This is a genomic window from Nocardia sp. NPDC005745 (assembly GCF_040630775.1).
In the GTDB taxonomy this organism is placed as follows: Bacteria; Actinomycetota; Actinomycetes; order Mycobacteriales; family Mycobacteriaceae; genus Nocardia.
In genome coordinates this window covers 226,644-252,851 of the sequence record NZ_JBEXYF010000007.1, presented here as the reverse complement: position 1 = coordinate 252,851, position 26,208 = coordinate 226,644, and the positions used below count along the sequence as shown (strand labels likewise).

Annotated in this window: 24 protein-coding genes and 1 pseudogene; 16 read left to right on the top strand and 9 right to left on the bottom strand. The window is 69.3% G+C overall.

The window, feature by feature from the left end:
* Nucleotides 1–591: 591 nt before the first annotated feature.
* Nucleotides 592–1,344, bottom strand: coding sequence for a hypothetical protein (locus ABZ420_RS10670; protein WP_357119964.1), 753 nt, complete (start codon nt 1,342–1,344; stop codon nt 592–594).
* A gap of 407 nt (nt 1,345–1,751) precedes the next feature.
* Here ABZ420_RS10670 and carD point away from each other — a divergent pair, with 407 nt between their 5' ends.
* From carD to ABZ420_RS10640, 6 genes are all read left to right on the top strand, one after another.
* Nucleotides 1,752–2,240, top strand: a complete 489-nt coding sequence (gene carD, locus ABZ420_RS10665; protein WP_011206964.1) for an RNA polymerase-binding transcription factor CarD — start codon at nt 1,752–1,754, stop codon at nt 2,238–2,240.
* Nucleotides 2,241–2,242: 2 nt separating this feature from the next.
* Nucleotides 2,243–2,968 (top strand): 2-C-methyl-D-erythritol 4-phosphate cytidylyltransferase, encoded by a 726-nt coding sequence (gene ispD, locus ABZ420_RS10660; protein ID WP_357119961.1) that lies wholly within the window; start codon nt 2,243–2,245, stop codon nt 2,966–2,968.
* Nucleotides 2,969–2,970: 2 nt separating this feature from the next.
* On the top strand, nt 2,971–3,438 hold the full coding sequence (ispF, locus tag ABZ420_RS10655; RefSeq protein ID WP_062968866.1) for a 2-C-methyl-D-erythritol 2,4-cyclodiphosphate synthase: 468 nt from the start codon (nt 2,971–2,973) through the stop codon (nt 3,436–3,438).
* 64 nt (nt 3,439–3,502) lie between these two features.
* A complete protein-coding gene (gene cysS / locus ABZ420_RS10650; RefSeq protein WP_357119958.1) occupies nt 3,503–4,909 on the top strand; it encodes a cysteine--tRNA ligase in 1,407 nt (468 codons plus the stop codon).
* Nucleotides 4,909–5,874, top strand: coding sequence for a 23S rRNA (guanosine(2251)-2'-O)-methyltransferase RlmB (gene rlmB / locus ABZ420_RS10645; protein WP_357119955.1), 966 nt, complete (start codon nt 4,909–4,911; stop codon nt 5,872–5,874). Before cysS ends, rlmB begins: the two co-directional genes overlap by 1 nt.
* A gap of 169 nt (nt 5,875–6,043) precedes the next feature.
* A complete protein-coding gene (locus ABZ420_RS10640; RefSeq protein WP_357119953.1) occupies nt 6,044–6,424 on the top strand; it encodes a DUF4190 domain-containing protein in 381 nt (126 codons plus the stop codon).
* Between the two features lie 90 nt (nt 6,425–6,514).
* Here the strand turns inward: ABZ420_RS10640 and ABZ420_RS10635 are convergent, their stop codons facing one another.
* The 7 genes and pseudogenes from ABZ420_RS10635 to kstR form a co-directional block, all read right to left on the bottom strand.
* Entirely contained in the window at nt 6,515–7,321 is an 807-nt protein-coding gene (locus ABZ420_RS10635) for an enoyl-CoA hydratase-related protein (protein WP_357119950.1), read from the bottom strand.
* A 55-nt stretch (nt 7,322–7,376) separates the two neighbouring features.
* Nucleotides 7,377–8,549, bottom strand: a complete 1,173-nt coding sequence (locus ABZ420_RS10630) for an acyl-CoA dehydrogenase family protein (RefSeq protein ID WP_357119947.1) — start codon at nt 8,547–8,549, stop codon at nt 7,377–7,379.
* A gap of 124 nt (nt 8,550–8,673) precedes the next feature.
* The gene (locus tag ABZ420_RS10625; protein ID WP_357038184.1) at nt 8,674–9,543 is read right to left on the bottom strand and encodes a metal ABC transporter permease; all 870 of its coding nucleotides are present in this window, start codon (nt 9,541–9,543) and stop codon (nt 8,674–8,676) included.
* Nucleotides 9,544–9,911: 368 nt separating this feature from the next.
* Nucleotides 9,912–10,775: pseudogene (locus ABZ420_RS10620) on the bottom strand (metal ABC transporter ATP-binding protein); the annotation flags it as partial.
* 4 nt (nt 10,776–10,779) lie between these two features.
* Nucleotides 10,780–11,661, bottom strand: a complete 882-nt coding sequence (locus ABZ420_RS10615) for a zinc ABC transporter substrate-binding protein (RefSeq protein ID WP_357119944.1) — start codon at nt 11,659–11,661, stop codon at nt 10,780–10,782.
* 162 nt (nt 11,662–11,823) lie between these two features.
* On the bottom strand, nt 11,824–14,397 hold the full coding sequence (otsB, locus tag ABZ420_RS10610) for a trehalose-phosphatase (RefSeq protein WP_357119941.1): 2,574 nt from the start codon (nt 14,395–14,397) through the stop codon (nt 11,824–11,826).
* Nucleotides 14,398–14,653: 256 nt separating this feature from the next.
* Complete coding sequence (gene kstR, locus ABZ420_RS10605) at nt 14,654–15,304, bottom strand: cholesterol catabolism transcriptional regulator KstR (RefSeq protein WP_040864563.1); 651 nt, start codon at nt 15,302–15,304, stop codon at nt 14,654–14,656.
* Between the two features lie 144 nt (nt 15,305–15,448).
* On the opposite strand from kstR, the gene ABZ420_RS10600 reads away from it, so the two are divergent.
* The 7 genes from ABZ420_RS10600 (at nt 15,449) to ABZ420_RS10570 (ending at nt 22,923) form a co-directional block, all read left to right on the top strand.
* Nucleotides 15,449–17,599 (top strand): acyl-CoA dehydrogenase family protein, encoded by a 2,151-nt coding sequence (locus tag ABZ420_RS10600; RefSeq protein WP_357119938.1) that lies wholly within the window; start codon nt 15,449–15,451, stop codon nt 17,597–17,599.
* Nucleotides 17,600–17,621: 22 nt separating this feature from the next.
* Nucleotides 17,622–18,686, top strand: coding sequence for an acyl-CoA dehydrogenase family protein (locus ABZ420_RS10595; protein WP_357119934.1), 1,065 nt, complete (start codon nt 17,622–17,624; stop codon nt 18,684–18,686).
* A complete protein-coding gene (locus ABZ420_RS10590) occupies nt 18,671–19,831 on the top strand; it encodes an acyl-CoA dehydrogenase family protein (RefSeq protein WP_357119932.1) in 1,161 nt (386 codons plus the stop codon). The genes ABZ420_RS10595 and ABZ420_RS10590 overlap by 16 nt, the downstream gene beginning before the upstream one ends.
* 18 nt (nt 19,832–19,849) lie before the next feature.
* A complete protein-coding gene (locus tag ABZ420_RS10585; RefSeq protein WP_357119929.1) occupies nt 19,850–20,785 on the top strand; it encodes an OB-fold domain-containing protein in 936 nt (311 codons plus the stop codon).
* Entirely contained in the window at nt 20,782–21,201 is a 420-nt protein-coding gene (locus ABZ420_RS10580) for a MaoC family dehydratase (protein WP_357119925.1), read from the top strand. The genes ABZ420_RS10585 and ABZ420_RS10580 overlap by 4 nt, the downstream gene beginning before the upstream one ends.
* Nucleotides 21,194–22,372, top strand: coding sequence for a lipid-transfer protein (locus ABZ420_RS10575; protein ID WP_062968838.1), 1,179 nt, complete (start codon nt 21,194–21,196; stop codon nt 22,370–22,372). The genes ABZ420_RS10580 and ABZ420_RS10575 overlap by 8 nt, the downstream gene beginning before the upstream one ends.
* A 113-nt stretch (nt 22,373–22,485) precedes the next feature.
* Entirely contained in the window at nt 22,486–22,923 is a 438-nt protein-coding gene (locus tag ABZ420_RS10570) for an NUDIX domain-containing protein (protein WP_357119921.1), read from the top strand.
* 10 nt (nt 22,924–22,933) lie between these two features.
* Here the strand turns inward: ABZ420_RS10570 and ABZ420_RS10565 are convergent, their stop codons facing one another.
* A complete protein-coding gene (locus ABZ420_RS10565; RefSeq protein WP_357119918.1) occupies nt 22,934–23,509 on the bottom strand; it encodes a TetR family transcriptional regulator in 576 nt (191 codons plus the stop codon).
* Between the two features lie 62 nt (nt 23,510–23,571).
* On the opposite strand from ABZ420_RS10565, the gene zapE reads away from it, so the two are divergent.
* The 3 genes from zapE to ABZ420_RS10550 all read left to right on the top strand — a co-directional run bounded on the left by zapE (nt 23,572) and on the right by ABZ420_RS10550 (nt 26,207).
* Complete coding sequence (gene zapE, locus ABZ420_RS10560; protein ID WP_357119915.1) at nt 23,572–24,588, top strand: cell division protein ZapE; 1,017 nt, start codon at nt 23,572–23,574, stop codon at nt 24,586–24,588.
* A 178-nt stretch (nt 24,589–24,766) separates the two neighbouring features.
* Nucleotides 24,767–25,687, top strand: coding sequence for a DUF4129 domain-containing protein (locus ABZ420_RS10555; RefSeq protein ID WP_357119911.1), 921 nt, complete (start codon nt 24,767–24,769; stop codon nt 25,685–25,687).
* Between the two features lie 34 nt (nt 25,688–25,721).
* Entirely contained in the window at nt 25,722–26,207 is a 486-nt protein-coding gene (locus ABZ420_RS10550) for a hypothetical protein (RefSeq protein WP_357119994.1), read from the top strand.
* Nucleotide 26,208 lies beyond the last annotated feature (1 nt).

Here is a 26,208-nt window from a genome sequence, read left to right as displayed (position 1 = left end):
TGCTATTCCGAGCGGCGACCGACCGCCGGCGGATGGCTCCTTCGTCGCGTACGCGGCGGCCGCTCGGACGCGAGCCGGGCCGTGAACGGCGGATGCTCGGTCTCGCTTCGCTCGAAACCGGGAGTTGAGGTGCGCCGGGTGTGTTTGGTGACGGGCCTCGGGGCTTAGTGCGCGCGGGGCGGGGCGGCGGCTGCCATGGCCGACGGCGGCGTGGTTTTCACCGCAGGCGTGGCCCGGATGTGAGGGGAGCGGTGGGTTGCTAGATGGCTTGCACGGCGAAGTTATATGGGAGGGTTGCGCCGACCGAACTCGCGCGGCACTGCTCGATCGAGCGGTGGCGTGCCCGCTTCAGCCGTCGCCAGTGGGTAGATGCCTGTTCATCGAGTTGGGATCGGACGCGCACGGCATCACTGAAACCGCTCGATCCGCACTATCCCAGCCCCGCCCGGTGCGAGTCTTACGAGCGCCGTTCGCGGCCCGGCTCGTGTCCGGGCGGGCGAAGCGCATGCGACGCAGTCGCGAGTCTCGCCCGTCCGGACACGAGCCATCAAGGGGCCGCGAACACGCAGCGACGAAGTCGCTGCGAATCACTCAGTGACCGCCGGTGTGCTCGGCTTCGGCCGGGCCGGACTTGTCGGACTCGTGGCGCTCGGTGTGCAGGCCCGCGTCGACCGGGACCTGGACCTGGACGGTGCCGTTCTGCTTGAAGTTGAACGAGACGTTGTAGGTGAGGCCGGGGGTGACGTCCCTGGTCAGGCCGGTGATCTCGATCAGGATCGGGTTGGTCTCGGGGTCGCTGGCGGCGGGCTGGGAGCCGTGCTCGCCCGCGCCGTGCGAATCGGCGGCGGTGGTCGGCGCGGCGGAGTGCGGCGCGGAGGTGGGGGCCGCGGCGCTCGTGGTGGGCGCGGCGCTGCTGCTGGGCGTGGACTCGTGCTTGACCGGCTGGTTCGCCGCGACGACGGTCTGCTGCGGTGCGAGCTCGACGACGGACTTGCCGGAGGCCGGGGTGATCTTGACGGTGCCCAGGTCGGTGGTGATGCTGGTCAGCTCGTCGGGGACGGCTTCGCCGTTGTTGATGATGGACAGGGCGATGAGCGCCTTGCCGCCCTTGGCGTTGTTGTAGGCGGTGCCTTCGCCCGGGTACACGATGTGCACGTTGCGCAGCGCGATGCGGCCGACGTCGGCGTGATTGCCGTTCACGGCGGCGACCTGCTCCGCGGTCTGCGAGATCTGGCCCGCGCCGCAGCCGGACAGCGCGATCGCCGCTCCGGCGGCGAGTGCGGCAACCGTCACCATGCGACGTCGCGCCCCCTTCGGGGCGGTCACAGCTTTCAGGGCAGTCACGGGTTGTCCCTCCATGTCGACCGGGCTCTGCTCCGCGCGGGAGCGTAGTAACTAGGCAGCGTAGTAGTTCCCTCGGCGGACCGGGCGCGGGGGCTGGGACAAACGCGGAGTCCGCGCGTCACGCGCACGCGCGGTGTGAAGCGGGCCACGACACGTCCGTGCCGACACTCGGTACTTCGGTAACGGTTCGGTCGAGCTTCGGATGGTTGCCGCGAAGGTGCCGGCGCGCGGGAGGTGAGTGGCGCCGAACAAGCCGGGAGATAACCCCTTCTGGCACAACGTAATGCACACCACCTGGCATCTGTCAAGCCCCACGGTCGCCTCGTTGTGGCCCTGACCTGCACAGTTGATCGCGCCGTTATCGAGTCGCATGTTAAACTGTGAACATCGAAAGGGGCACGGGACACATGATTTTTAAGGTCGGAGACACCGTCGTTTACCCCCACCACGGAGCGGCGTTGATCGAAGCAATCGAGACTCGCACCATCAAGGGTGAGCAAAAAGAGTATCTGGTCCTGAAGGTCGCCCAAGGCGATCTCACTGTTCGGGTTCCCGCGGAGAACGCCGAATACGTCGGCGTGCGTGACGTCGTGGGTCAGGAGGGTCTCGATCGGGTCTTCCAGGTGCTTCGTGCGCCGCATACGGAGGAGCCGACCAACTGGTCCCGCCGCTACAAGGCCAACCTCGAGAAGCTCGCCTCCGGCGATGTGAACAAGGTGGCCGAGGTCGTCCGCGATCTGTGGCGCCGGGAGCAGGACCGCGGGCTGTCCGCGGGTGAGAAGCGCATGCTCGCCAAGGCTCGGCAGATCCTTGTCGGTGAGCTCGCGCTGGCCGAAGGAACCGATGACGGCAAGGCCGAGACCCTGCTCGATGAGGTCCTCGCAGCGGCTTCCTGACCGTGAACACACCTGACAACGGTGTCCGTCCCACCGACGGACCCGTCGTTGCTCTGGTGCCTGCCGCCGGTCGTGGCGTGCGTCTGGGTGAATCGACACCCAAGGCGTTCGTCCCGGTCGGCGGCACACCTATGGTCCGGCTCGCCGTCGAAGGCTTGATCGCCTCCGGCGCGGTCGACCGGATCATCGTGATGGTTCCCACCGAACTCGTCGACAGCGCCGTTGCCCTGCTGCCGCCCACGGGTTCGGTTCAGGTGGTCGTCGGCGGCGCCGAACGCATCGACTCGGTGCGGGCGGGTATCGCCGCGGCGCCCGATGCCGCCTACTTCCTGGTCCATGACGCCGCCCGAGCGCTCACGCCGCCCGAGCTCATCGCCCGGGTCACGGCGGAACTGCGCGCGGGCCGTCCCGCCGTGGTTCCCGGACTTCCGGTGACCGACACCATCAAGTCCGTCGACGCGGCGGGCGCGGTGACCGGCACTCCCGAGCGCGCCGGGTTGCGCGCCATCCAGACGCCGCAGGGATTCGCGGCCGATCTGCTGCGCTCCGCCTATGCCACCGAGGGCATCCAGGCGACCGATGACGCGGGGCTGGTCGAGCGGCTCGGCGTTGGTGTGCACACCATTCCCGGCGATCCGCTGGCGTTCAAGATCACCACTCCGCTCGACCTCCAGCTCGCCGACGCGATATTGGACGGCGCGGGCATCGGACGGGCGGTGGCTCCGTGACCATGCGCGTCGGCATCGGCAGCGACGTCCATCCGATCGAAGCGGGCAGGCCGTGCTGGATGGCCGGTCTGCTGTTCGACGGCGACGACGGCTGCGCGGGCCACTCCGACGGCGACGTCGCCGCGCACGCGCTATGCGACGCGCTGCTGTCCGCGGCGGGTCTCGGCGATGTCGGCGCGGTCTTCGGCACTGGACGCCCGGAATGGGCGGGTGTCTCCGGTGCGGCCATGCTGAAGGAAGTGCGCAGGCTGCTGGACGAAGCGGGCTTCGAAGTGGTCAACGCCGCGGTGCAGGTGATCGGCAATCGCCCGAAGATCGGGCCGCGGCGCGCCGAGGCGCAGCAGGTGCTCGGCGAGTTGCTCGACGCCCCCGTGTCGGTGTCCGGCACCACCACCGACGGACTCGGCCTGACCGGTCGCGGCGAGGGTGTCGCCGCCGTGGCGACGGCCCTGCTGCAAGCTTGTCGTTGATCCTGCTCCGGCGGACCCGAGCCGGTCCGTGAACGACCTTATACACCAGCTAGGATCGACTGCCGTGACCCTGCGCCTCTTTGACACCGACACGCGGACCATGCGCGATTTCGCGCCCCTGGTCCCCGGCCGTGCTTCGGTGTACCTCTGTGGCGCCACCGTGCAAGGTGAGCCGCACATCGGCCATGTGCGCAGCGGAGTCGCGTTCGACGTACTGCGACGCTGGTTGCTGGCGCACGACTTCGACGTCTGGTTCATTCGCAACGTCACCGATATCGAGGACAAGATCCTGACCAAGGCCGCCGAAGCGGGCAGGCCGTGGTGGGAGTGGGCCGCCACGCACGAGCGCGCCTTCGATCGCGCCTACGAACGGCTCGGCGTGCTGCCGCCGTCCGCGGAGCCCCGCGCCACCGGCCACATCACCCAGATGGTCGACATGATGCAGCGGTTGATCGACCGCGGTCACGCCTACGCCTCCGCGGGCAACGTCTACTTCGATGTGGTCAGCTATCCGGACTACGGCAAGCTGTCCGGCCACAAGCTCGACGACGTGCACCAGGGTGAGAGCGCGGGCGAGGGCAAACGCGACCCGCGCGACTTCACCCTGTGGAAGGCGGCCAAGCCGGGGGAGCCGACCTGGCCGTCGCCGTGGGGGCCCGGCCGTCCCGGTTGGCACCTGGAGTGCTCGGCGATGGCCGAGTTCTACCTCGGCCCGGAATTCGACATCCATTGCGGCGGTATGGATCTGGTGTTCCCGCACCACGAGAACGAGATCGCCCAGTCGAAGGCGGCCGGTGACGGCTTCGCCAGGTACTGGCTGCACAACGGCTGGGTGACCATGGGCGGGGAGAAGATGTCCAAGTCGCTGGGCAACGTGCTGTCCGTGCCGAACGTCCTCAAACAGGTGCGTGCCGTCGAACTGCGGTTCTACCTGGGCAGCGCGCACTACCGCTCGATGCTGGAGTACTCGGAGAAGGCGCTGCACGACGCGGCGCAGTCCTATCAGCGCATCGAGGCCTTCGTGACCCGGGTGGTGGACCGGGCCGGTGAGATTCCGGTGGGCAAGTGGACCGACGCGTTCGCCGCCGCCCTCGACGACGATCTCGCGGTGCCGAAGGCGCTGGCGGAGATCCACCGGGCGGTGCACGAGGGCAACAAGGCGCTGGAGGTCGGCGCGATCGACTCCGCGCGCGACCTGGCGAGCCAGGTGCGTGCCATGCTCGGCGTGCTCGGCGTCGACCCGCTCGACCCGCACTGGTATGCCCCGAGCGATTCCTCCGCCGCGCTCGGCGCTCTCGACGTGCTGGTGCGTGCCGAACTCGACCGCCGCCAGGAGGCGCGGGCCACGAAGGACTGGGCGACGGCCGACGGCGTGCGCGACCGTCTGCAGGCCGCGGGCATCGAGGTCATCGACACCGCCGACGGTCCAGAATGGGCGCTCGGCGAACCGCAAACCGGAAAGGCCGAGTAATGGCAGGCAATTCGCAGCGTCGGGGTGCGGTTCGCAAGAGCGGCAGCAAGAAGGGCGCCGTCGTCGGCTCGGGCGGCAAGCGCAGGCGCGGGCTCGAGGGTCGTGGCGCGACCCCGCCCGCCGAGATGCGGACCAAGCATCCCGCCGCCAAGCGGGCGGCCGCGAAAGCCAAGGCGGCGGGGCGTTCGTCCGCGGCGGGCCGGCCCGCCGGACGCAAGAGCGACGACGGCCCGGAATTGGTGCTCGGGCGCAATCCGGTGGTCGAGTGCCTGCGTGCGGGTGTGCCGGCGACGGCGCTGTACGTCGCGGTCGGTACCGAGAACGACGACCGGTTGACCGAGAGTGTGCGGATGGCCGCCGACACGGGCATCTCCATCCTCGAGGTACCGCGCACCGACCTGGATCGGTTGAGCGCCAATGGATTGCACCAGGGCGTCGCCCTTCAGGTGCCGCCGTACCGCTACGCCCATCCCGACGACCTGCTCGACCGGGCGCGCGGCGCCGCTGAGCCCGCGCTGCTGGTCGCGCTGGACAACATCTCCGATCCGCGCAATCTGGGCGCGGTCATCCGTTCCGTGGCGGCCTTCGGTGGCCACGGCGTGCTGATCCCGCAGCGGCGCAGCGCGAGCGTCACCGCGGTGGCCTGGCGTACCAGCGCGGGCGCCGCCGCTCGGCTTCCGGTCGCGCGCGCGACGAATCTCACCCGCACGCTGAAGGATTGGGCGTCGCAGGGTGTTCAGATCGTCGGCTTGGATGCCGGGGGCGACACCACGCTCGACGACTTCGACGGCGGTGATCCGACCGTGATCGTGGTCGGCTCGGAGGGCAAGGGCCTGTCCCGCCTGGTCCGGGAATCCTGTGACGCGATCTTGTCGATCCCGATGGCCGGCCCGGTGGAATCGCTGAACGCGTCGGTCGCCGCCGGCGTGGTGCTTTCCGAAGTCGCTCGGCAGCGCCGCGCCTGATCGTTTCCGCCGGTCGCTCGATCACTCGGGCGTCCGCGTGCCGGAGTTGTGTGTATTCGACGGATAACTCGCCGTCGATACCCAGCCTGCCGCCCGCGGTCTCGTTGGAAAGGCAAAGCGCGCAACTGATCTCGCAAAGACATGGTCAACTCCCAGTGTTCGCCCCGGCGTGAGCGTCACCGACCGCAAGAGTTGCCCCGAAATCCCGCGAGCCCCGACGCGTACGGCTGAAGAACACGGAGAGGCGGCACGGCACAGTAGAATTCGGCTGGTGGTGATACCCAATCAGCCCATCGGTCAGCCGGTCGAGCATCCGAACGCGACGGCGGTGTTGTTTCTCGGCGCGGCGAGCGTCCTCTGCTGCGGGGTGCTGGGGCCGGTGGCGTGGGCGCTGGGACGACGCGCGCTCGACCAGATCGAGGAATCCGGTGGCGCGTATGGCGGCCGCACCCAGGTGCTGGTCGGCTATGTCCTCGGCGTCGCCGGCACTCTCTTCATGATCATCTTTGCGGTGCTGTTCCTGTTCATCCTGCTCGGCGGTAACGCCTGAGCGGTGCCGCCGGACCGAGCCTGTCCACTTCACCGGGCATTTGTTGGTACGCGGACCGGCGGAGCGTCCGAAGCGCTGTCCTCGGCGGACCTAATCCAAACTGGGGCGTTCGCGCCCCGCGGCGTCCCACGCGGGCCATTCCGTGCTGACGCTGCCCGACCAGCTGGGCTGCCTGCGGTCTCGGAACGCGGCCATGGCCTCGCCGCCGTCGATGCTCTTGGTCGCGTGCTGGTTGAGGTCGGTTTCCAGTTGACCCACCACGGCCGGGCTCATCCCGAGCCCCTCCCAGAGCAGCCGCTTGGACAGGGCCACCGGTAGCGGCGCCGAGCCGTTCGCGATGTCGTGCGCGATGGCCAGCGCGGTGGGTAGCACCTCGCCCGCGGGCAGTGAGCTGTTGGCCAGGCCCATAGCCTTGGCCTCGTCACCGTCGAACGTGCGCCCGGTCAGCATGATGTCGGCGGCGTTGGCCATGCCGACCAGCCTGGGTAGTGTCCAGTGCGCGTAGCCGTCGGCCAGGACGCCGCGGCGCACCTGGTTCAGCCCGTACACCGCGTCGCGCGCCATGTACCGCAGGTCGCATTGCAGGGCCAAGGCGAGGCCGATGCCGACCGCGTGACCGTTCACGGCCGCGATCACCGGTTTGCGCACTCGCCACGGCGGCGGATCGATGGTGGCGCTGACCTCGCCCACCCGGTTGGATAGGTCCGCGCCCGCGCAGAACGCGGGCGGGGTGCCGGTGACGATCACGGCACGGATGGCGTCTTCCGAATCGCAGCGCCGCAACGCGGCACCCAATTCGGCGGCCATCGTGGGGGTGAAGGCATTCTGCTGGGCGGGCCGGTTGAGCGTGAGCACGGCGACGCCCTGAGAGACGTCGACGTGCAGTTCCGAACTCATGCCACAGGATGTTAGCCGACGGACGCGGAGCTGACCCGGGGCCGAAAGTCCTCGGCTATCCGCGCAGCACCTTGCGCCCGATGGCGTACTTGTGCACCTCGGTCGGGCCGTCGTAGAGCCGGAAGGCACGCATGTCCCGGAAGATCATCTCGACCACGGTCTCGTCGCTGATGCCGATGCCGCCGAGCACCTGCACGCACCGGTCGGCGACCTTGAACAGCTCCTCGGACACGAACGACTTCGCGATCGAACTCTCGTGCCGCGCCTTCTCGCCGTTGTCCATCAGCCAGCACGCGTGCCAGATGGTCAGCCTGCACTGGTGCAGCGCGATCTCGTTGTCGGCCAGCATGAACGACACGCCCTCGTGTTCGCCGATCGGCTTGCCGAACGCGGTGCGGGTGCGTGCGTGCTCGACCGCGATGCTCTGGGCGCGTTCGGCGGCGCCGAGCCACCGCATGCAATGGGTCAGCCGGGCCGGGGCGAGCCGGAGCTGGGCGTAGCGCAGCGCCTGGCCCGCCTCGCCGAGCAATGCCTCCCTGGGCAGGACCAGGTTGTCGAAGCGGACCACACCGTGCCCGGCGACGTAATTGCGGTCCATCGTGTTCATCGTGCGTTCGATGACGATGCCGGGCTCGTCGCCGTCGGCCAGGAACAGCGTGGGGCCCTCGGGCAGGTGCGGGTTCGAGGCGAGCCGCGCCATGATGATCCAGGTCTTCGCGCCGTTCGCCCCGGTGATCAGCCATTTGCGGCCGTTGATGGTGAAGTTCTCGCCGTCGAAGGTGGCCGCGGTGGACAGCTGGGCCGGGTCGGAGCCCGCCCCGTCGGGCTCGGTCATGGCGAAGACCGAACGCTGGTGGCCCGCGACCACGGGGGCCAGGAAACGCTGGACCTGGTCGGGGTCGGCCACCTTGGACAGCAGGAACATGTTGCCCTCGTCGGGCGCCGCGCAGTTCATCGCGATCGGGCCGAGCGTGGACCAGCCCGCCGCCTCGTAGATGACCGCCTGCTCGATGTGGGTCAGGCCGCGCCCGCCGAGCGACTCGGGCGCCTGCACGGTGAGCAACTTCTCGGCGCGGGCGAGTTCGACGAGTTCCTGCCGCAGCTCATCGGTCGGGCCGTGCGAGGTCAGGCGCGGATCCCGCTCGTACGGGACGATCTTGTCGATGACGAATCGGCGTACTCGGTCGCGTTCGGCGGCGAGGTCGGCGGGAATCGCGAAGTCGATCATCGTTGGTCACCATTCGTTCGGGGTCGCGGTGCCTCGAGCATACGAAAACGCCGCGGAACGACTGAAGGCGGCTGCCATCAAAGAAGTTTTCGGTGGTAGCGCCCTGAGCTGGGTTCGCGGTCGCTCAGCGGGCGCGGGCGAGCCTGCGGTTGCGGGCCCCGAGCAGGCGGCAGGCGAGGTAGATCAGAAACGAGATGGTGGTGACGAAGGTGGAGACGGGTACGCCCGGCGCGAGCGACAGCAGGATGCCGCCCACGGCGGCGATCTCCGCGAACAGCACGGCGAGCACCGTCGCCCGGATCGGGTCCGCGGTGAGTTGGGCGGCCGCGGCGGCCGGAGTGATCAGCAGAGCGAGGACCAGCAGCGCACCGACGATCTGCACGCCGAACGCCGCCGTGATGCCGAGCAGCACAGCGAACACGATGGACAGCGCCCGCACCGGGACTCCGCGCGCCACCGCCACCTCCGGATCGGAACTGGCGAACAGCAGCGGCCGGTAGACGAACGCGAGCACCGCGATCACCCCGGCGGTGCAGACGGCGAGCAGGCCGAGGCCGTTGTTGCCGACGCTGACCACCTGACCGGTCAGCAGCGAGAACTTCGATCCCGCGCGATCGGGGCCAAGCCACAGGAAAAGCACCGAGAGACCCAGGCCGAACGAAAGCACCACCGCGATCACCGAATCGCGCTCGCGCGCCCGGGTGCCGAGCAGGCCGAACAACACCGCCGCGACCACCGACCCCGCGATGGCCCCCAAACCGACTCCCACACCGGCCAGCAGCGCGGCGGCGGCCCCGGTCAGGGACAGCTCACTGGTGCCGTGCACGGCGAACGACATCTGCCTGCTGATGATCAGCGGGCCGATCACTCCGGACAGCAGGCCGAGCAGGGCCGCGGCGAGCAGCGCCTGCTGGACGAATCCGTAGGACAGCAGGTTCGCCGTGGTGCCGAAGTCCAGCATCTTGCCGAGGACGCTGGACAGCTTGTCGGTCACGAGCGCACTCCACTCTCGTCGGGATCCGCGGCCGGCCGGTTACCGTTGCCGTTCCGCGGCCCAGCGGGCGATCGTTCTCCCGCGGCGTTGTAGATCGAGCGCGGAGCCGACTGGGGCGAGGTCGGGTCACCAGTGTTCGTCAACTGGTCCGAGGCCGGGTGAGCAGTCGCCGGGATTCGCTCGGCCGGTGCGGCCCCGTTCGTCACCGGGTCGGCCGTCGACGATCGGTCGGCCGGTTCGCGGGCTTGCGAGTCGGCCGAGTCCGCGTGCTGCCTCTTCGCCGAGTCGCTCGCGTCGCTCGTCGCCGTCGCCCCATCCTGCGCGGAACCGCCGGGTGCGAACTCGTCGCCCGCGGGTCCGTGACAGTGACCGCCCGCGGTGCCCAGCGCGTCCATGGTGTCGCCGGTGCCGACGACCACCAGGCGACCGCGGACCCGCAGCACGTCCACCTGGGTGCGGTACAGCTCCGACAGCACCGGCGAGGTCATCACTTCCTCCGGCGTCCCGATCCGGAACCGTCCGTCGACCAGGTACAGCACCCGGTCCACCAAGGGCAGGATCGGATTGATCTCGTGCGTCACGAAAAGCACCGCGGTGTCGTGGGTGCGCCGACGGCGATCGATCAGCTCGGCGACCAGTCGCTGATTCGCCAGGTCGAGGCTGAGCAACGGCTCGTCGCACAGCAGCACCTTCGGATCACCGACCAGCGCCTGCGCCACCCGCAGGCGCTGCTGCTCACCGCCGGACATGGATTCCAGCGGCGCGTGGGCGAAGTGCTCCGCTCCGACGTCGGCGATGGCCGCGGCCACCTTGCGTCTGCGTTCGGCGCGCGAGCGCAGACCGAGTCCCCAGCGATGCCCGTCGACGCCGAGTCCGACGAGGTCGACGCCGCGCAGCTGCACTCCGGCATCGATCGTCTTCTGTTGCGGTACATAGCCGATATCGGGGTTGCCGGTACGCGCGGGAGAGCCCGCGATCCGAGCTGTGCCGGAGCTCAGGCCGACCTGGCCCAGCAACACTTTCAGTAGTGAGGTCTTGCCGGAGCCGTTCGGTCCGAGCACTGCGACGAATTCACCCCGTGCGACGGTGAGGTCCAGCCCCGCCCAGAGGGTTCGGTCCCCGAAGGACAAGCGGGCGGCCTCCAGCCGCACCGCGGCCGAGTCCTCACCGATGTTCGATCGCCGCCGTTCCACCGCGGCGGTGTGCTCGGTCAGCGCGGCTCCCTCGTTCATCTGCTCAGCCCAGCGCGGCGGCCAGCGCCTGCGCGTTCTTCGTCTGCCACTGAATGTAATCCACGCCCTCTGGCAGGGTCTCGGTCACCTCGACGACGGCGACGCCCGCGTTCCGCGCGGTGCCGCGCAGGTCCTTGGTGATCTTGTCCTCGGTCTGCACGTTGTAGATCAAGGCGCGGACCCGCTTACCGGTGAGCAGGTCCTGGGTCGCCGCGACGGCCGCGGGCGCCGGGTCGGTCTCCTGCTCGACGGCTTCCTGGAACTCGTGCGGAGTCAGGTCATCCGCCCCGGCGGCGGCCACGAGGTAGTGCGCGAGGGGCTCGGTCTGCAACACCGGAGTTCTCGGGTGTTCGGCGGCGAGTTTGCCGGTGATGGCGGTGACCGCCGCGAGCCCGTTCTCGAACGTCCTCGCGCGCTCGGCGTAGGCCGCGGCCTTGTCCGGATCCAGTTCGCCGAGTTGGGCGGCGATCCGGTGGGCGACCACGCCGACGGTGCGCACGTCGTACCAGACGTGCTCGTTCTCGTCGCTCTGGTCCGCCCGGGAGGCGAACGCGTCCACCGTGCGCTTGTTCGTGCCCGCCACCGCCTTCTCGGCGAACTCGTCGTAGCCGCCGCCGTTGTAGACCACGAGGTCGGCATCGCTGAGTTCGGCCGACTCGACGGCGGAGGTCTCGTGCGAGTGCGGGTCGGCGGACGGATCGGTGATCAGCGACCGGACGGCGGCGTCGGGGCCCGCGATGGCGGCGGCGATATCGCCCCACACGTCGGTGGAGGCTACGACGGACGGCCGTCCGTCGTCGGTCGAGCTACCGCAGGCGGTCAGCGTCAGGGCGGAGGCGACCCCCACGGCGATGCCTGCGCAGGTGATGGCAAATCCGGTTCTCACGTGGGGGTACTCCTGGCAGTGCTCTAGATCATAATGGAAATCGTTCCCGTTTAACTCTAGCAGGGATCGTCGCAGGCTAGGATGTGAAGCCCTCGAAAAAGGCGAAATACGAAGGGCCCGTGAACGATTCCTCGTTCGCGGGCCCTCGGCGCGATGCGCGGGTCAGACCAGCGCGGCCTCCACCGGCTGGCCGAGCAGCTGCGCACAGCGCAACAGACCGAGATGGCTGTACGCCTGCGGGTGGTTACCCAGCGAGCGTTCGGCCACCGGGTCGTACTCCTCGCTGAGCAACCCCGTCGGGCCCGCGACGTCGACCAGCTGGGCGAACAGCGCCTCGGCGTCGGAGCGCTTCCCGATCAGCAGGTACGCCTCGACCAGCCAGGCCGCGCACAGGTGGAAGCCGCCCTCGCCGCCGGGCAGGCCGTCGTCGTGGTGGTACCGGTACACGGTCGACCCGCTGCGCAGCTCGGCCTCGGTCGCCACGACGGTCGCCGCGAAGCGCGGGTCGGACGGGTCGATCAGGCCGCTCAACCCGATGTGCAGGGTCGCCGCGTCCAGGTCGGTGCCGTCGTAGGCCGCGGTGTAGGACTGCACCTCGTCGTTCCAGCCCTTCGCCTTCACCTCGTCGGCGATGGTGTCGCGCAGCACCGGCCAGGCCGGGTCGATCTCGCGGTCGAATTTCTGCGCCAGGGTCAGCGCCCGATCGACGGTCAGCCAGCCCATCACCTTCGAGTACACGTGGTGGCGGGGGTTGCCGCGGATCTCCCAGATGCCGTGGTCGGGCTCCTGCCAGCGCCGCTGCACCGCCGCGACCATGGCGCGCACCAGGTCCCAGTCGGCGTCGGGCAGCACCTCCGCCGGAGCGGTGACGCCCCGCAGCTCCCTGGCGTGCGCCAGGGTCGCGATGAGGTCGACGATCGGGCCGAAGACGTCCAGCTGCACCTGCATGTTGGCCGCGTTGCCGACGCGCACGGGGCGCGAGCCCGCGTAGCCGGGCAGCTGGTCGATCGAGGCCTCCGGCGGCAGCGTCTCGCCGTAGAGCGTGTACAGCGGGTGCAGGCGCTCGGGGCCGGGCAACGTCTCCAGCACCCGGTGCACCCAGCCGAGGTAGTCCTCGGCCTCGGTGAGCGAGCCGAGCGAGACCAGCGCCTGCGCGGTGAGCGCCGCGTCGCGCAGCCAGCAGTAGCGGTAGTCCCAGTTGCGCACGCCGCCGATGTCCTCCGGCAGCGAGGTGGTCGCGGCCGCGAGGATCGAACCGGACGGGGCATGCACCAGGCCGCGCAGGGTCAGCGCGGAACGCTTCATCAGGTCGGGCTTCAGCGGCGGCAGCGTGAGTTTCGAAGCCCACTCCGACCAGTACCGCTGGGCTTCTCGTCGCCGCTCCGCCTCACCCGCGGCGGCGGGGTCGAGATCGGTGGTGCCGCAACGTAGTTCGAGCACGATGGGGCCCTTGGACGGGTCGACCACGGCCCGTGCCGATTCGTGGGTGCCGTCCGAGACGATCTCCCACCGCACGCCGGGGGAGCGCAGCACGATCGGATCGTTCGTGCCGTGCACGCGCAGCCCGCCGTCCTGCGCTTCGAGGTTCACCGGCACCTGGCCGAACTCGGGCCGGGGGGCGAAGGTGACCACGGCCTTCGCGTCGCCGGTGATAACCCGCGTGAGATCGGTGCGGTTGGAGGCCACGTCGTGCGGCAGGTAGTCGGTGACCTGCAACTTCGCCCAGCGGGTTTCGACAGTCATCGTGCCGTCGACGTAGCGCTGCGAGAGCGGCAGGCCGGGGCGCTCGGGCTCGATGGTGAAGTGACCGCCCTGCGGCCCGCCGAGCAGGTGGGCGAACACCGCGGCGGAATCCGGCTCCGGGTGGCAGAACCAGGTCACCGTGGCGTCGGGGGTGAGCAGCGCGACCGAACGCGGGCTGGCCAGCATGGTCAGGCGCTCGATGCGCGGCGCGCTCGCGCCCGCAAGCCAGGTCCGGCGCTCCTCCAGCAGGTAGGCCAGCGCCCAGGCGACGGCCTCGGTGCTGTCCACCCGGAACTTGGCCAGGCTCTCGCCCTCGCCGACCTTGATGCCGACGTCGGGACCCGACAGCACCCGGAACGCCTTCTCGTCGGTGACGTCGTCACCGAAGAACACCGCGGCCGAGGCCCCCGCCTGATGCCGCACCGTGTCCAGCGCCGTGCCCTTGTCGGTCTGCACCACGGCCAGCTCGATCACCGACTTGCCCTCGGTGACCTGCACGCCGAACCAGCACGCCGGACCGAGCCGGACCTGCGACAGCGCGCGATGACCGATCTCCGGGCTGGCGTTGCGCACGTGCAACGCGACGCTGGCGGGCTTGATCTCGACGGTGACCCCCGGATTGTCCGAGGCGACCTGGTTCAGCGCCGTCTGCACCTCTTGGAGCAGATGCTTGGCGTCGTTGTCGATCGCGTGCACGAAGCCCACGTCGAATTCCGAGCCGTGGCTGCCGATCAGTTGCACCTCGACGGGCAGTCGGGACAGCGCCGCGAGATCTCGCAGCGCGCGACCGGAGATCACGGCGGCCGTGGTCCCGGTCAGGCCGGCGAGGGCTCGTAACGCGCTCACCGATTCCCGATGGGGAAAGGCTTTGGCCGGGTCGGACACGATGGGCGCGAGTGTCCCGTCGTAGTCCGATGCGACCAGTAGCCGTGGCACGCGCGCGACCGTCGACAGTGCACGGCGAAGTTCCAGTGGCAGATCCTGTGCGCTCACGCATCCAACCTAGTGATCGGAGGATTTTTTCAGGGGGCGGGCAAAACAATACTGTGTTGAATTTGCCGCACAGAAGCGCGCCGGTCCGCGTGCGCACGATAACGCAGGTGCTGAACCGGTGTCCGGTGGATCTGCCCAGCTAACGGCGACGGGATCGGAGCGGGTGAGCTTCGTCCCAGCACAGGGGAGATCTTCGGGCCCGGCGGGTGGCCGGGGCCGAATTCGCTCGATGTGCGCTGAGAGATCCCGACAGAGCTTACTGGTTGCGTTCGCCGAGCAGGAGGTCGACGGTCAGTTCGAGTCGTTCGGTGACGTCGGTCGCCGAGGCGCGCCGAGTCAGCCAAGCGACCAGATTCGACAACCACACATCGCTGATCACCCGCGCGATGGCCAGCTGCCGTTCGGTGGGCTCGCCGTCGTTCATGGCCCGCGCGAAGACACGGTCCATCACCTTGCCCACGCGGTCCACCTCGGCCGCGGCGGAGGCGTCGGCGAACATGAACGCCCGGGTCATGGCCTCGGTGAGCAGGGGGTCGCGCTGCATCATCCGGGTGATCTGGGTGAGCAGCAGGTGCATGCGCTCCTGCGGGGACTGCCCGGCAAGCGGCTTGCGTTTGCCTTCGATCTGCTCGAATTCGCGCGACAGCGCCGAGACCAGCAGGTGCACCTTGGACGGGAAGTAGCGGTACAGCGTGCCGACGGCGACGTCGGCGCGCTCGGCCACCGCGCGCATCTGGACCGCGTCGTAACCGCCTTTGGACGCTAGTGCCAAGGTCGCGTCCAGGATCCGCTTGCGCCGTTCACGCTGCGCCGCCGAACTCAGCTCGTCCTCGCTGAGCGTGGTGACCGTGGCCGCGGGCCGGGCCGCGCTCGAGTCGGCTGGCTGCGATCGGGACGGACTGGCCATTGATGAAAGTCCTTTCCGGAAACGTCGTTTCGTCGGCTGCGTGCGCGGTGTCGCCGCGGCGGGATGGTCTCTTGACTTCCGCCCGGCTAGGATATTAGAACATGTTCTAGGTGTGGGAGTCACGCCGGAAAGGCGGTATGGAGTGTGACCATCGCCACCACTGACGAGCATAAAGCCGTTCAGGAGTCGATGCGCGGATGGGCGGCCTCGGTCCGTCCAATTGCAACAATGCGGACCGGCGCGGCCGACTTCTGGCGCGCCTACTGGCCCGCACTGGCCGAGATCGGGATCTTCCGGGTCGCGGTGGCCGAGGACGCGGGCGGTGCGGGCGGGTCGGTCTCCGATCTGGCCGTGCTGGTGGAGCAGGCGGCCCACGACCTGGTCGGCGGCCCCGTGCTCGCAACGGCTTTGGCCAATCTGATCACCGCGGGCCGGCTCGACGAGGACCTGCCCTGCGGGGTCGCGCTCGACTTCGTCGTCGGTTCGACGGTGAGCGTACCCGCCGCAAGCGACGGCGTGTTGCTCACGGGTATCTGGGATTCCGTGCTCGGCGCCGCCCCCGGCACCGCCGTACTGCTGCCGATCGATCAACCGCAGGGGCAGCGGTGGTGCCTGGTCCCGCCCGATGCCGTCGGTCTGCGCGTGGAGGCGCTGGCGCCGCTGGATCCGAGCACGCCGCTGGCCCGGGTGCACTGCGCCGATCTGCGCGTGCCCGCCGAACACGTGTTCGTCGCGCCGCACGCCGCCGGGGATCTGCTGGTCGCGCTGGTCGCCGCCGAACTGTCCGGCCTCGCGGGCTGGTGTCTGGAGACCGCGGTCGAGTACGCCAAGGTGCGCGAGCAGTTCGGCCGCAAGATCGGTTCGTTCCAGGCGGTCAAGCACATCTGCGCCTGGATGCTGTGCCGCACCGAGCTCATCCGCGCCGTGGCGGCCGACACCGCGGCCGCCGTGGACGACGGCGGCGCCGAGCTGCCGATCGCCGCCGCCATCGCGGCCGCGATCGCCCTGGACGCCGCGGTCGAGACCGCCAAGGACTGCATCCAGGTGCTCGGCGGCATCGGCTTCACCTGGGAGCACGACGCGCACCTGTACCTGCGCCGGGCGACGGCACTGCGGCAACTGCTCGGCGGCTCGGCGCGCTGGCGGGCGCGGGTCACCGAGTTGACCCGTCAGGGCCTGCGGCGCACCACCGGCGCCGACCGGGTCTTCGCAGAGGAGGGCGTGGCCGTGGACGGCGACAGCGCGCAGGAGCTGGCCGCCGAAGTCGCGCGGATCGCCGCACTGCCCGCCGATCGGCAGCGCGACGCATTGGTCGAGGCGGGTCTGGTCATGCCGCATTGGCCGCGGCCGTATGGACGCGCCGCGGACCCGATGACCGGTCTGGTGATCTCCGAGGAGCTGCGCCGCGCCGGGCTCACCGCGCCGGATCTGACCATCGGCGGCTGGGCGATTCCGACGCTGTTGCAACACGGGACCCCGGAGCAGATCGAGCGCTTCGCCTGGGCGACCTTGCGCGGCGATGTGGTCTGGTGCCAGCTGTTCAGCGAACCCGAAGCGGGCTCCGATCTGGCGGCGTTGCGCACCACCGCGAAGAAGGCGGACGGCGGCTGGGTGCTGCGCGGCCAAAAGGTGTGGACTTCGCTCGGGGACAAGGCGAATTGGGCCATCTGCCTGGCGCGCACCGATCCGGATGCGCCCAAACACCGTGGCATCACGTACTTCTTGGTCGACATGCACAGCGCCGGACTCGAAGTGCGGCCGCTGGTGCAGATCACCGGGGAGGCGCGTTTCAGTGAGGTGTTCCTCGATGACGTGTTCGTGCCCGATGATTGCGTGGTCGGCGCGTTGAACAATGGGTGGAAAATAGCTCGCTCCACTTTGGCGACCGAGCGGGTCGCCATGGGTGGAAACGGGATCGGTCCGGTGCTCGAAGAGCTGATCGCGAAATCGCCCGCCACCGGCCCCGGTGCCGAAATGGTGAACGACCGGCTCGGCGGATTCGTCGCCGAGGCCGTCGCCGGGCTTCTGCTCGAGCAACGCGCCGCAGTGAAGTTGCTGGTAGGGGGCGACCCGGGGGCACAAAGTAGTGTTCGCAAATTGGTCGGGGTGCGCCACCGCCAAGCGGTCGCGGAATTCGCTGTCGAGACGACAGGGCCTTCCGGCGCGCAGGATTCCGAAGCAGCGAAGGAATTCCTGCTCACGCGCTGTCTATCGATCGCTGGTGGAACTGAGCAGATCCTGCTCACCGTGGCCGGTGAGCGGATTCTCGGGCTGCCTCGCGACGTGAACAGCTAGTCGCCGACAACCGGGAGAAAATGTGGATTTCACCAGGGACGAGGGCCAGGACGCGGTGGCCGAGGTCGTCGTGAGTTTGCTGGAGCGGGAAGCCGCTCGCGATATGGAACTGTGGCCGAAATTGGTCGACTCCGGACTGCTTGTCGTCGCGGTACCGGAGCGGCACGGCGGTGACGGCATGGGGCTGCTCGAGGTGGCGGCTCTCCTGACCGAGCTGGCGACGGACGCGGTCGCGGTACCCGCCCTTCCGACGCTGGGCTTCGGCGTGCTGCCGCTGGTGGCGAGCGCGCCGGAGAGCGTCGGGGCGCGGGTGCTGCCCGACATCGCCAAGGGAACGGTGGTCACGGCAGCGCTGAGCGAAGCCGCGTCGCCCTTCACCGTCGAACCGAAGACCATCGCGGTCACCAGCGGGAACATCGTGCGCATCAGCGGGCGCAAGGTTGCCGTGCCCTACGCCGAGCAGGCGAGCTGGCTGCTCGTGCCGACCGATTCCGGGATCGCCCTCGTCGACGCGCAGGCCGAAGGCCTCACGCTGACGCCGACTCCCGTCTCCGGCGGCATCCCCGAATACACCGTGCAGCTGGATCGAGTGGAGATACCCGCCGAACAGTTGTGGCCGAACGGCTTGGCCGAACTGCACCGGTTGGCGCTCGCTTCCATCGGCTCGGTGGCCGATGGGTTGCTCAAAGGGGCGATCACGCTCACGGCGGAGCATCTGCGCACCCGTCACCAGTTCGGCAGGCCGCTGGCCGAGTTCCAAGCGGTGGCCCAGCAGATCGCGGACCTGTACGTCGTCTCGCGGACCCTGCACGTCGCCGCGGTCTCGGCGAACTGGGCGCTCGCACAGGATGACACGAGCCGGGAGCACCGCGAGCGCACCGACGACGACCTGGCGGTCTTGGCCTACACCGTCGCCGAACAACTGCCCGCGGCCATGCAGAAGTGCCATCACCTGCACGGCGGCCTCGGCGTGGACATGACCCACCCGATGCACCGCTACTACTCACAAGCCAAGGACATCGCCCGCTGGCTGGGCGGCGCGTCGTTCCGGCTCGATCGATTGGGGGCCGGATGTTCATCGACCTGACCAGTGAGCAACGCCGGCTGCGCGACGAACTGCGCGCCTACTTCGCCGATCTCGTGACTCCCGTGGAGGAGGCCGAGATGGCGGTGAACCGGCACGGCGACGCCTACCGCGCCGTGGTGCGCCGGATGGGGCGCGACGGGTGGCTCGGCGTCGGCTGGCCCAAGGAATACGGCGGCCAGGGTTTCGGGCCGGTCGAGCAGCAGATCTTCTTCAACGAGGCGGTCCGGGCCGACGTCCCGCTGCCGCTGGTGACGCTGCTGACCGTCGGACCCACCTTGCAGCAGTTCGGCACGGACGAGCAGAAGCAGCGGTTCCTGCCCGGGATCCTGTCCGGCGACATTCATTTCGCGATCGGCTACTCCGAGCCGGAGGCGGGCACCGACCTTGCCTCGCTACGCACGTCGGCGGTGCGTGACGAGTCCGGGGACTGGATCGTCAACGGGCAGAAGATCTTCACCACGGGCGCGCACGAGGCCGACTTCGTCTGGCTGGCCTGCCGCACCGGTTCGACCGAGTCACGCCACCGCGGCATCACGATCCTGATCGTGGACACCGCCGATCCCGGCTACTCGTGGACGCCCATCATCACCTGCGACGGCGCGCACCACACCAACGCGACCTATTTCGACAATGTGCGCGTCCCGGCGAACATGCTGGTCGGCGAGGAGGACCGGGGCTGGAAGCTGATCACGACGCAGCTCAACCACGAGCGGGTGAGCCTGGGGCCGTCCGGCAAGATCGAACAGCTCTACGACCGAGTGCGCGACTGGGCGCAACCGCGCGGCGTGCTCGCCGAACCGGACGTGCGGCGCGCGCTGGGCCGCATCCACGCCATGGTGCGGCTGAACGAGCTGCTGAACTGGCAGGTGGCCGCGACGGTAGATGGTGACCAGGCCCAGGTGATCGCCGACGCGTCCGCCACCAAGATCTACTCCACCGAATCGCTCCAGGAGGCGGGCAGGCTCGCGGAGGAGATCATCGGCCGCTACGGCGACCCGGCCGACCCGGCCACCGGCGAACTGCTGACCTGGCTGGACCGCAGGACCAAGCAGAACCTGGTGGTCACCTTCGGCGGTGGCGTCAACGAGGTGATGCGCGAACTGGTCGCCTCGTCCGGACTGCGGTTGCCGCGAGTACCCCGATAACGAGTGAAGGAGCCGCGCGTGCCGGAAACCACTACTCCGGAAGCGATCATCGCCGCAGCCGAGGCCATTCGGGCGGCGGGTGAGTGCGCGCCCCGTTTCGGGCGTGATCCGGTGAACCAGCCGATGATCAACAACTGGGTCGAGGCGCTCGGCGACGCCAATCCGATCTATGTCGACGAGGAGGCGGCGCGTGCGGCGGGTCATCCCGGCGTCGTCGCGCCGCCCGCCATGGCCCAGGTGTGGACCATGTTCGGGCTCAACGGTTCCCGCCCCGCCGACGACCCGATGGGCGCGGCCACCGAGCTGCTCGACGCGGCGGGTTACACCTCCGTGGTCGCCACGGATTGTCAGCAGACCTACCACCGCTACCTCGAGGTCGGCGAGCAGGTCTCGGTCACCAGCACGCTGTCGGATATCCGCGGCCCGAAGCGCACCGCGCTGGGCGAGGGATGGTTCGTCACCTTCCGGACCAGTTGGCGGGTGGGTGACGAGGTGGTCGCCGAGATGCTGTTCCGCCTGCTGAAATTCGCCCCCGGCACCGCGGCGCCGAGACCCGCCGCCGGTGAGCGGGTCAAACCGCTGGTCTCCTGGGACACCGAATTCTTCTGGGCGGGAACGAAAGCGGGCGAGCTGCGCATCCAGCGGCTGCCGGACGGATCATTGCGGCATCCGCCCATCCCGGCCATCTGGCAGGACAAGTCGAAGCCGACCGACTACGTCGTCGCCTCCGGGCGCGGCACCGTGTTCAGTTACGTCGTGCACCACGCGCCGAAGGTGCCGGGGCGGCAGCTGCCGTTCGTGGTGGCGCTGGTCGAATTGGAGGAAGGCGTGCGCATGCTCGGTGAACTGCGCGGCATCGACCCCGCCGAGGTGCGGGTCGGCCTGCCGGTCGAGGTGGGCTTCGAGAAGCTCGACGACGAGGCGAGCCTGCCGGTCTGGCAGGTGGTCTCATGACCGCCGCCGTGGCACCGGACGCCGTGCGCGTCGGCACGGTGCTGCCCGAGCTGGTGATCCACGCCGACCCTACGTTCGTGATCAGCACCGCCTTGGCCACCAGGGACTTCCAGGACGTGCACCACGACCGGGACAAGGCTGTCGCTCGCGGCTCGAAGGACATCTTCGTCAACATCCTGACCGACACCGGTTTGGTGCAGCGTTTCGTCACCGACTGGGCGGGCCCGCGCGCCGTCGTCAAGTCGATCGCGTTGCGCCTGGGCGTGCCGTTGTACGCCGGGGACACGCTGACGCTCACCGGCACGGTGAGCGCGCTGGAGGGCGACGACATCCACATCGACGTGGTCGGCAAGGACAGTCTCGGCGACCACATCACGGCCACGGCCGTCATCGCGTTGCGGAGGGCCGATGTCTGAGCAGAGCATTTCCGGCCGCGCCGCCATCGTCGGCATCGGGGCCACCGACTTCTCCAAGGACTCCGGCCGCAGTGAATTGCGCCTGGCCGCCGAGGCGGTCACCGCCGCGCTGGCCGACGCGGGCCTGACGCCCGCCGACGTGGACGGCCTGACCACGTTCACCATGGACACCAACACCCAGGCCGCCGTGGCCAGGGCGGTCGGCATTCCGCAGCTGAAGTTCTTCAGCCACATCGGCTACGGCGGCGGCGCGGCCTGCGCCACCATCCAGCAGGCCGCCATGGCGGTGGCCACCGGAATCGCCGATGTGGTGGTGGCCTATCGCGCGTTCAACGAGCGGTCGGTGTCGCGCTTCGGGCAGTTCTCCACGGCGCTGGCCACCGCGCCCACATCGTCGGGCATCGACGCGGGGTGGTCCTACCCGCAGGGATTGGGCACGCCGGCCGCGCAGGTCGCGATGGTCGCCCGGCGTTATATGCATGTCTACGGGGCCACCAGCGAGGACTTCGGCCGAGTGGCCGTGGCCGACCGCAAGCATGCCGCGGTGAACCCGGCCGCTTTCTTCTACGGCAAGCCGATCACGCTGGAGGAGCATCAGAATTCCCGCTGGATCGCCGAGCCGCTGCATCTGCTGGACTGCTGCCAGGAGTCCGACGGCGGCGTCGCGATCGTGGTCACCAGCGCCGAGCGGGCCCGCGATCTGCCGCAGCGTCCGGCCGTGATCGCCGCTGCCGCCCAGGGCTCTGGAGCCGACCAATACGTGATGACCAGCTACTACCGTGACGCCATGACCGGTCTTCCTGAGATGGGCCTGGTCGGTGACCAGCTGTGGGCGCAGAGCGGATTGCGTCCGGAGGACATGCAGGCCGCGATCCTCTACGACCACTTCACCCCGTTCGTCCTCATGCAGCTGGAGGAGCTCGGGTTCTGCGGACGGGGCGAGGCGAAGGACTTCATCGCGGGCGGCGCCATCGAGGCCGGCGGCCGTCTGCCGCTCAACACCCACGGTGGCCAGCTCGGCGAGGCGTACATCCACGGCATGAACGGCATCGCCGAGGCCGTGCGCCAGATTCGCGGCACCTCGGTCAACCCGGTCTCCGACCTGACCAACATCGTGGTCACCGCGGGCACCGGTGTCCCCACCTCCGGCCTGGTCCTCACCACCGGCTGATCCTCGCTTCGCGTACTCGGGTCTTGCTTCGCACCCGCTACGGCGGGTGCGAAGTGCTGACCGGGTGTCGGTACCGCCTCGGGTGAATCGCGGCGGCGCGTAGGTTGGGGCCGGTGGTGGTCCGGCATGTAGTGGACGTGCATGTGCTGTTGCTGCGCGGCGCGGAGTTGTTGCTGAGCAGGCGGCGCAGCGCGGACGAGTTCGACGGGTTGTGGCACCTGCCCGCCGGGAAGTTGGAGGCGGGGGAGTCCGCGCTCGCCGCGGCGGTCCGCGAGGCGGGCGAGGAGGTCGGCGTGCTGATCGACCCGGCGGATCTGCGGCACGTCCATTCCGCGCATGTCGTCGATACCGGGCGAGAAGACCGGATCGGGTTGTTCTTCGAGACTCGCCGCTGGGCGGGTGAGCCGGTCAACCGCGAGCCCGACAAGTCCTACGAACTGCGGTGGTTTCCGCTCGCGAAGCTGCCGGAGAATCTCATCCAGTATCCGGCCGCCGGTATCCGCGGCTACCTCACCGGCGAGACCTACAGTCAGCGGGGCTGGCCGCGCTGAGCGGCGGCGGTCACGCGCTCAGGTGTGCGGCGAGGATGCGGGCGAGCTGCCGCACGCTTTCCGTTGTGTCCGGGCGCAGGGCGGTGCGGTTGCCCGCGAAGCGGTCGAAGACGGCTCCCTCGACGACGGCGACGAAGTCGTCCGCTCGGGTGTCCGGGTCGGCCGCACCTATCGCGCGGAAGAGGTCTCGGGCCCGGTCGGTGGAGAACAGGCTGCGTACGAGCCGGGGATGCAGGTCGCGATCGTCCAGCAAATCGATGAGCAGAGCGTGCCGGGCGATCAGGTGCGCGCGCCGTTCGGCCAGTAGCCGGTCCAGCCAAGAGGCGATGGCCACGGCGATCGATTCCGGCGCTATAGCACCGGTCGGCGCGAGTGCGGCGGCGAAATCGTCGCGGGATCGGGTCGTGATCCGGTCCACGATGCCCTCGATGAGCGCGCGTTTGCTGCGGAAGTAGTAGGAAGCCGATCCGGCGGGAAGGCCCAGCTCCGCGTCCAGCGCGCGGTGCGTGAGCGCGCGCAGTCCCCTGGCCGCGATCAGTTCGATAGCCGTGTCGACGAGGAGCGCGCGCCGGTCGCCTGTGGACATGATCACCCTTCCTGCCGCGGAGCGGCCTCGTCCTCTACAAATGTAGAGGACGAGGAGGTGTCATGGAACCCGAGATCATCCAGTGGGATTCCGATCAGGCGCGGGCGGCGGCGCGGTTGCGCGAACTGGTGGATCGGCGCGGCCGGCCGGTCCGGCGCCGCCGCGGCGTCTACCTCCACGGCAGACCCGGTCGCGGCAAGACCATGCTGATGAATCGGTTCTTCGCCGAGGTCGCCTCGGATCGTAAGCGGCGCTATCACTTCCACCAGTTCTTCGCCGGTCTGCACGCCGCGGCGCACGCGTCCGGCTCGATCGACGCCGCGGTGGACGCGCTGCTCGGCGATGCCTTGCTGGTCTGCTTCGACGAATTCCACGTGCACGACATCGGCGACGCGATGCTGATCGCGCGACTGCTCGACGCGCTGTTCGCCCGCCGGATCGCACTGGTGGTGACCTCGAACTATCCGCCGGGCGAACTGTTGCCGAATCCGCTGTTCCACAACCGGTTCGTGCCGACGATCGAGCGGATTCTCGCGAGCATGGACGTGGTGGCCGTCGACGGCGCGATCGACTATCGCTGCTCGGGCTCGCGTGGTTCCCGCACCGGATTCGCCGCCGGTCGATATCTCGTGGATCCGGCGGCTCGGAAGACGCTGTCGACGGCGACCACCGGCGTCTGGAAACGCGATGCGGCACAACGTGACGATGAATCACCGGTCGAGATTTCGATCGGCACGCGGAGATTGCGCGCCATTGCCGTAGACGGCGGCGCTCTCGTCATCGACTTCGCCGAATTGTGCGGTGTCCCAACATCCGCGGCGGATTATGTTGCGCTGGCCCAACGATTTCCGCACTGGGAAATACGAGATGTACCCCCGCTGTGCGAAGTTCCGCCCGCCTGGTCGATGCGTTTCGTGAACCTCGTCGACGTTCTCTACGACTCCGATTGCGAACTCGTCGTCGTCGCGTCTTCGGTGCTCGATGAGCTGGTGCGGGACGTCCGGGAAGTGCCGGATATCTCACGTTTGGCGAGCCGGCTTTGTGAATTGTCCCAGTCCTCGACCGAAATCGCCCGGTAGTCGCCGCCGCTCCGGAGGGCCCGCCGGCTCCTCACGCGGGTGCGGTTTAAGAGGAGGGACTCCGAAGTATTCCATTCCATCCCGAGCCGACCGCCCGGCATGTAACTATGTGGCTGTTTTGTGCAGTACTCAGATTTGGTGGTAGCCAGTGGCCCGGGCGCGAGCGCCGATATCGCGCGTGATCGTCCTGATCACGCTGCTGGCTTTTGCCGCCATCGCTCTGCACGGATACATCCCAGGAATTACCGAAGCCGGGCCGCGCAGGCACGTACCGTCCGCTTTGTCGGTCGCGCTCATGCCGGTGCTGCTGACCGTGTCGATCGTGATCCTGTTGGCGGGGGTGATCGCCAGCCAGCACCGGTTGCCGCTGGCCATGCCCGAGCCGGAACGGGAGGACGAGCGCAGGCAGTGGCGTCTCGGGCGGACCGGCCTGGTGGTGCTCGGCGCGCTCGCGCTGCTCGGGGTGCTACTCGCGGCGGCGTCGGCGATCTACTTCATCGGCGCGAGCAGGCCGAGTGAGCCCGCGCGCCCGGCGGCGCCCGCCACCACCACGGGAGCGGCCCCGGAGCGGGGGACGTCGACACCGCCCACCGAATACGACCCGAGGTCGGCGGAGCTGACCGGGACGGCGCTGGTGCTGGCCGGAATCGCGGCGGCGGGCTTGGTGACGGTGGCGATGAGCGGTTTGGTCGTGGTCGCGGTGTCGTCCCGGCGCAAGCCCGCGGCCGCGGCCGCGCCCGCGCCCGCGGCGGCGCCCACCGTGGCGGACTCGCTGGCACGCGCGGCCGAGATGGGCCTGGCCGCGATGAGCGCCCCGGGTCAGGACCCGCGCACCGCGATCATCGCCTGCTACGTCGCGATGGAGCGCGGCTTGGCCTCCGACCGTTCCGCCGCTCCGCTCGCCTCGGACACCCCGATGGAAGTGCTGGCCCGCGCGTTCGAACGCGGCGCGCTGCACGACGCGTCCGCTCGCGAGCTGGTCGCGCTGTTCGAGGAGGCCAGGTTCAGCCCGCACGCCATGCTCGAATGGCAGCGCATGCGGGCCGAGCAGTTATTGCGCATCGTGCTCGCCGACCTGCAAGGGGAGGTGCCCGCATGACCGGCCGGGCGAGGAAGGACATCCCGTGAACCGGATGGGGGTGATGATCACCGGCGTGATCGTCGTCGCGGTGATCGAGCTGGTGGCCGTCGAGCGCGCCCGCGGGCTGCTGCTGATCGTCGCCGGGATCCCGGTGGCGGTGGCGCTGGGCTGGCTGGTCTGGTCGCTGTTCGAGCGCTCCGAGGCCGGGGACGACGAGGTCGAGGACATGGAGAACGGTCCGGCGGAGATGCTGCAACGCTGGCACGCCAGGGCGCAGATGCTCGCCGACCGGGCGGACGGTACCCGTGCCGATTGGGACCGGCACTTGCGTCCGCTGCTCGCCAAGGAGTTCGAGCTCTCCAGCGGCCAGCGAGTGGCGAAGAACCGCCGAGCGGTCGAGGCCGCGGGCATCCACCAGTTCGGGCCCGAATTGTGGCGCTGGGTGGATCCGGCCAATTCGGCCCTTCGTGATCAGACCAGCAGGGCACCGGGACGTGCGGCGCTGGACGAGATCCTGAGCCGCCTGCAGAGAATGTGAA

Excerpts from the sequence above, each read along its gene's own strand:
- carD (WP_011206964.1), top strand. The coding sequence starts at position 1,752 with ATGATTTTTAAGGTCGGAGACACCGTCGTTTACCCCCACCACGGAGCG.
- ispF (WP_062968866.1), top strand. The coding sequence starts at position 2,971 with ATGCGCGTCGGCATCGGCAGCGACGTCCATCCGATCGAAGCGGGCAGG.
- rlmB (WP_357119955.1), top strand. The coding sequence starts at position 4,909 with ATGGCAGGCAATTCGCAGCGTCGGGGTGCGGTTCGCAAGAGCGGCAGC.
- ABZ420_RS10635 (WP_357119950.1), bottom strand. The coding sequence starts at position 7,321 with ATGAGTTCGGAACTGCACGTCGACGTCTCTCAGGGCGTCGCCGTGCTC.
- ABZ420_RS10630 (WP_357119947.1), bottom strand. The coding sequence starts at position 8,549 with ATGATCGACTTCGCGATTCCCGCCGACCTCGCCGCCGAACGCGACCGA.
- kstR (WP_040864563.1), bottom strand. The coding sequence starts at position 15,304 with ATGGCCAGTCCGTCCCGATCGCAGCCAGCCGACTCGAGCGCGGCCCGG.
- ABZ420_RS10590 (WP_357119932.1), top strand. The coding sequence starts at position 18,671 with ATGTTCATCGACCTGACCAGTGAGCAACGCCGGCTGCGCGACGAACTG.
- ABZ420_RS10580 (WP_357119925.1), top strand. The coding sequence starts at position 20,782 with ATGACCGCCGCCGTGGCACCGGACGCCGTGCGCGTCGGCACGGTGCTG.
- ABZ420_RS10575 (WP_062968838.1), top strand. The coding sequence starts at position 21,194 with ATGTCTGAGCAGAGCATTTCCGGCCGCGCCGCCATCGTCGGCATCGGG.
- ABZ420_RS10565 (WP_357119918.1), bottom strand. The coding sequence starts at position 23,509 with ATGTCCACAGGCGACCGGCGCGCGCTCCTCGTCGACACGGCTATCGAA.
- zapE (WP_357119915.1), top strand. The coding sequence starts at position 23,572 with ATGGAACCCGAGATCATCCAGTGGGATTCCGATCAGGCGCGGGCGGCG.
- ABZ420_RS10550 (WP_357119994.1), top strand. The coding sequence starts at position 25,722 with ATGGGGGTGATGATCACCGGCGTGATCGTCGTCGCGGTGATCGAGCTG.